We start from the raw sequence: 4,536 nt of genomic DNA, 5'->3' as shown, positions 1-4,536 counted from the left end.
TTACAATAAGGGCTATTTAAGCGTCTCTCAACACTTCGCTGAGGCATGACAGCACCAGGACGACATATGGGAAGGTTTTCGGCTTTATGATTTCCACACCAGCCTCCCCCCACATCATATTTATAGCGAAATCCCGCTTGGAGCATGCAAGCATCAATGGTTGCATTTGCATTGTAGTTGAGCTTTCTGCTTTCTGGATCCTTATCATAAGGAGTTGGCATACCGCATTCTAATAATGCTTTTGCTACCTCTGTAAAATCTGCTCCTGGTTTTTCCCATGCCCCTATAGAAGATGTGGGAGTTTTATTAAACTGGCACCCAGCTATACTCAATAGAGTTATCACACTTAATAATTTTAAGGTTTGTTTCATTTTTTGCTCCATGAATTAATTGAATCAATTTGTATACGGTGAGATGAACCATAATCATGTCTACATGCTCGATCCACATTTGCATAACAAACATGAGGGCTGGGATAACTAAATAGTACTTTCTTTGCCCCTTTAACTGCGTTACTACCAAAGGGTCTTTGGTAAAAAGTAGCGGAATTTCCACCAAATACTACACCAACAAAATCATCTGCATGGTTTTCCAAGCCGACAGTGGTTTGCTTGCCATCCTTTAAGATATATAACGTATCTGCCATGTCTTGAGTATTATAAGCTGGACCAAAGAAATTAACCATTGTTTCCTTTGCTATACCGAGAACACCATGCTTTACTAAATTATATGATCCATTTCCTGCTGTTATGGTACCACGACTATGGGCATCATCATGCAATCCTGTATTGCCATAAAGATACATTATATCCTGGAATTTCTTGGTTGAATTGGTCAATCCAAAAAAAATCTACCTTCCAGAAACTTCTGAAAAATCGCTATCCCTACTTCCACTTCCCAGTCTTCAGCTTCTGGGAAGTATGTAAAATAAAGGGGACCATGATCATTGTCAGCAAACTGGACAGTATAACGCGCAGCATCATCTGGTGAGGTAAAAATACCATTGTAAAACATATGAACCTTGCCATCAGAACCTTTTTGTAAATGTTTTTCTTCTTCAGGCGTTAAATAACGATACAGAGGTATTTTTCTTCCATGACTGTCTTTGATAGGTTTTCCATTTTCATCTGTTGCATAGAGGACATTGCCATTTTCATCATGCAAAACCTCACCCTCAGGATGCTCTTTGAGATATGCGAATCGCGTATTTTGTCCCAGTATCCCAATCCTTCATCCGATAAATTATTGATCATATCTACGCGATTATGCACTACCCCCTCAAGCGGTGCGACATCTAACTGTCACTACTGCTTGGTGTGCTGCTGCGGTGTTGCGGTTGAGAGAGCCAATGATTTGTCCAGCATCTTGCCCCATCGCCCTCTGTCCAGTTGTATCAGTAAGGATGATAGTCCCATCACTGATAGCAGATTTGGTTTCCCCTTCTGCTCCATCCTTGGCTTTGCCGTGATTTAAAACATTCTTGGCAATGTTTTTTATCGTGTCATTCCCAGAAAGGCTAAACCCATGGCTGCTGGCTTTAGCATGCGCACTGTTGCTGATATCACTGGTGCTAATGCTTCCTGTGGTCAGGCTGTTTTTATCTGCCGGCGCGGTGCTGGCAATGATGCCTCCGGTCAGCGTTGTTTTGTCTTTAACAATGATATTAAAGCCGCCATCACCCGCTTTGATGCCCGATTGCTCCACAACACTATGATAATCGCTAGAGGATTTATCCCTTTTGGAAAGAGGCGCTCATAGAGCTCCCACCTATTTACTAAGGAAATTAAACGTGTGTAACATCAAACATATCATCATACAGCCTGCTAAAGATGAGAGCTTTGTTTTTTACCATTGGCTATGAAAGAAAATCCTTTGAGGACTATTTCAATCAACTTATCAAAAATAATATTAAACTTTTGTATGATATTCGTAAAAATCCAATAAGCAGAAAATACGGATTTTCAAAAAGACAATTAGAGAAAGTTGTAAACAACATTGATATTGAATATATGGCATATGCCTGAACTTGGAATTGCCTCTGAAAAACGAAGAAATTTGAAAACACAAAAGATTATGATCGCCTTTTTGAAGATTATCAAAATACAACTCTCAAGGATAATTCTTGTGCAATAAACAAATTATATCAAATTTTTTTAAACAAAAAGCGCGTTGCAATCACCTGTTTTGAAGCTAATGTATGCATGTGTCATAGAGGACAACTCGCATTAGCTCTCATTCCATTGCCTGATTGGAAATATGAAATTAAGCACATCTAAAAAAATAAATTTGCATATTTTTAAAAAATGGGAGTGCCCATATGCCTCCCAGCCCCCTACCCATTCCTAATAACTTTTAAGTGATGCATGATTCACGCTACGGGTGAATTCTGCGCAAATCAAGGAAAAGAAATATGAACTGACTGATGAAACAATTGAGGTTGGTGGATACATTACACTTTACTGCATCCGTGCTTTGAGAGACTTTGGAGATGTAAAGGCAGGTGATCTTGGCGCTTTTATACAAAAAGAAGACAATCTAAGTCGATAGCAATTGCTGGATAAGTGATGATGCAAAAGTCTATGGTTATGCCAAAGTTTTTGGGGATGCACAAGTTTTCGGTGGTACATTTATTAGTGGAAAAGCTAAAATTTATGACAGTCCATTGATTTCCATCAGAGCAAATATACGCTGGCTATTAAACAAGCGCAAAATGGCATCTCCAAGAAAATAAACAGACTTACAAAAGGCTCTTTCGATTGGTTATTGCATCAGTATTTACAAAGCATGCAATGGCATAATCAATTAGAAACTACTAAAAAATTAAGTATAGAATTCTGAACAATGTTTCTAAAAATATTGCTGATCGTGCACATAAAAGCATAGAAAAACACCACATCCTTGACGCCGTAGACAGAAGGCGAGCTACTCTCGCAGCGGCAAAATATTTTTTGACCTCTTTAAACAATCTCTTTAATTGGACGGTTGATAATGCCCTTTTAAATAGAAATCCTGCCTTTAATATAAAAGCACCAAAATCTTTAAACAGTGGGGGATTGCTGCCATAGCTAGAAGAGGACATAGACAAATATTATCACCATTGGTCACACGGTACACATGAACGCGTCTGGATTGATGTTCTTCTTTCACAGGCTTGCGTGCGCGCGCCGTGATGACACCGTTCGTATCAGCTGGAAAGACGTCAAAGATAATATCATTTATCTCAAAACAGAAAAGAGCCAATTTAAAACAGATGTTTTTCTTCCTATTTTACCAAAACTAGAGGAAACCCTTAAAATTGGTCCCATAGGTGATGAAACATTCATTTGTGGTAAAGGTGGAAATAAGCTTGTCAAAGAAAGTTTTGGCAACCTCTTTCGTGAAGCATGTAATGCGGCGGGTATTAAAAAATCAGCGCACGGATTGCGAAAATTAGCAGCAACACGTGCAGCCAATGCTGGTGCGACAGTTTCGCAAATGAAAGCGCTTTTTGGCTGGACCGAAGATAAAATGGCATCCCTTTGTACCAAAACAGCCGATAGAAAACGACTTGCAATAGAAGCAATCAAAAAGCTACAAAAAAGCTAGAGCAACGGGCGGAAGCTAAAAAACAAACCAAAGCACCATCAAAATTATTAACGAAGTCAAAGCGGCGTTTGAGGTGTATCAGAAACAAGAAGAGAAATAGGTGGTTGTGCCTGTTGCTTTGTTTGCCATAAATTATAGTTTGTTTGCATATCCAACCAAAATTTTGCTTTACTAAAACCAGCTAATTCTAATTTCACTGCAAGTTCGGTACTTATAGAAGCATGTCCGTTAATCACTCTTGATAAAGAAGCTCTTGTCATATGGAGATGATCAGCTAATTTTTGTATTGTTATCCCCATTTCTTCTAAGAAAGCTACTTTCAGAACTTCACCGGGATGTGCGGGGTTATGCGTCATTTTTTTCATTCCTCTCATCAATGGTAATCTTGATAATCAACAAGCTCCACATCTGTTCCTATAAAGCGAAAAGTAACACGCCAATTTCCATTCATCCATATATAATAGTACCCTGTAAGAGCACCTTTAAGAGGGTGGATTTTAAAGGCAGGCGCTCTCAACATTTCAGGCGTAGTAGCACTTGTTAAAGCCGTTAAGATAACGCGTAATTTTTTAAGTGATCTGATCAAATAGCCTTTGTGGAACCTGTTGTATAAAATAATTTTAAGCCCTTATATTTAAAACTAACAATTGCCATTACCGCCCCTTATCGTATATCGTTGCTATACGGTTAATAACAATAAGAGTCAAGCCCATGTTAGAAATATCTAATTCTATATCTGGAAAAAATGGATGGGAATAAGTGATAAAAAAGCTTCAAAAAGGTTAGGGATAGACACCCAAAAAAACATAACAGAATCAATGATTATAAAATCCCTTACTCTTGTAATAAATTATTGATTTTAATTGCCTTTTTTACACTCTTTTAGTGGTGCAAAACTATAACGATGTAATCCTATAACTGGTCCATATTTATCAAGAGCTGTACGATGCG

At 38.3% G+C, this 4,536-nt stretch carries 6 protein-coding genes and 3 pseudogenes; 3 read left to right on the top strand and 6 right to left on the bottom strand.

Annotated elements, in window-relative coordinates:
- The 4 genes from ACFIQE_RS08760 to ACFIQE_RS08745 form a co-directional block, all read right to left on the bottom strand.
- A partial coding sequence (locus tag ACFIQE_RS08760; protein WP_375707556.1) for a hypothetical protein occupies positions 1-371 on the bottom strand: 371 nt, incomplete at its 3' end.
- Positions 368-805 (bottom strand): hypothetical protein, encoded by a 438-nt coding sequence (locus ACFIQE_RS08755; RefSeq protein ID WP_375707555.1) that lies wholly within the window; start codon positions 803-805, stop codon positions 368-370. The genes ACFIQE_RS08760 and ACFIQE_RS08755, both read right to left, overlap by 4 nt.
- Positions 806-834: 29 nt before the next feature.
- Positions 835-1,164, bottom strand: a complete 330-nt coding sequence (locus ACFIQE_RS08750; protein ID WP_375707554.1) for a hypothetical protein — start codon at positions 1,162-1,164, stop codon at positions 835-837.
- Between the two features lie 114 nt (positions 1,165-1,278).
- Positions 1,279-1,704, bottom strand: coding sequence for a hypothetical protein (locus tag ACFIQE_RS08745; protein WP_375707553.1), 426 nt, complete (start codon positions 1,702-1,704; stop codon positions 1,279-1,281).
- Positions 1,705-1,829: 125 nt separating this feature from the next.
- On the opposite strand from ACFIQE_RS08745, the pseudogene ACFIQE_RS08740 reads away from it, so the two are divergent.
- The 3 genes and pseudogenes from ACFIQE_RS08740 to ACFIQE_RS08730 all read left to right on the top strand — a co-directional run.
- Positions 1,830-2,276: pseudogene (locus ACFIQE_RS08740) on the top strand (DUF488 family protein).
- Between the two features lie 103 nt (positions 2,277-2,379).
- A complete protein-coding gene (locus ACFIQE_RS08735; protein ID WP_375621083.1) occupies positions 2,380-2,547 on the top strand; it encodes a hypothetical protein in 168 nt (55 codons plus the stop codon).
- 135 nt (positions 2,548-2,682) lie between these two features.
- Positions 2,683-3,585, top strand: a pseudogene (locus ACFIQE_RS08730) (tyrosine-type recombinase/integrase); the annotation flags it as partial.
- A 56-nt stretch (positions 3,586-3,641) separates the two neighbouring features.
- Here the strand turns inward: ACFIQE_RS08730 and ACFIQE_RS08725 are convergent.
- Positions 3,642-3,941, bottom strand: coding sequence for a HigA family addiction module antitoxin (locus tag ACFIQE_RS08725; RefSeq protein ID WP_375621084.1), 300 nt, complete (start codon positions 3,939-3,941; stop codon positions 3,642-3,644).
- A gap of 17 nt (positions 3,942-3,958) precedes the next feature.
- Positions 3,959-4,239: pseudogene (locus ACFIQE_RS08720) on the bottom strand (type II toxin-antitoxin system RelE/ParE family toxin).
- Positions 4,240-4,536 lie beyond the last annotated feature (297 nt).

The sequence above is a fragment of the Bartonella sp. AA1HLJMS genome (genome assembly GCF_042197445.1).
In the GTDB taxonomy this organism is placed as follows: domain Bacteria; phylum Pseudomonadota; class Alphaproteobacteria; order Rhizobiales; family Rhizobiaceae; genus Bartonella.
The sequence above is the reverse complement of the archived record's forward strand: the minus strand, read 5'-3'. Positions and strand labels throughout refer to the sequence as shown.

Excerpts from the sequence above, each read along its gene's own strand:
- ACFIQE_RS08755 (WP_375707555.1), bottom strand. The coding sequence starts at position 805 with ATGTATCTTTATGGCAATACAGGATTGCATGATGATGCCCATAGTCGT.
- ACFIQE_RS08725 (WP_375621084.1), bottom strand. The coding sequence starts at position 3,941 with ATGACGCATAACCCCGCACATCCCGGTGAAGTTCTGAAAGTAGCTTTC.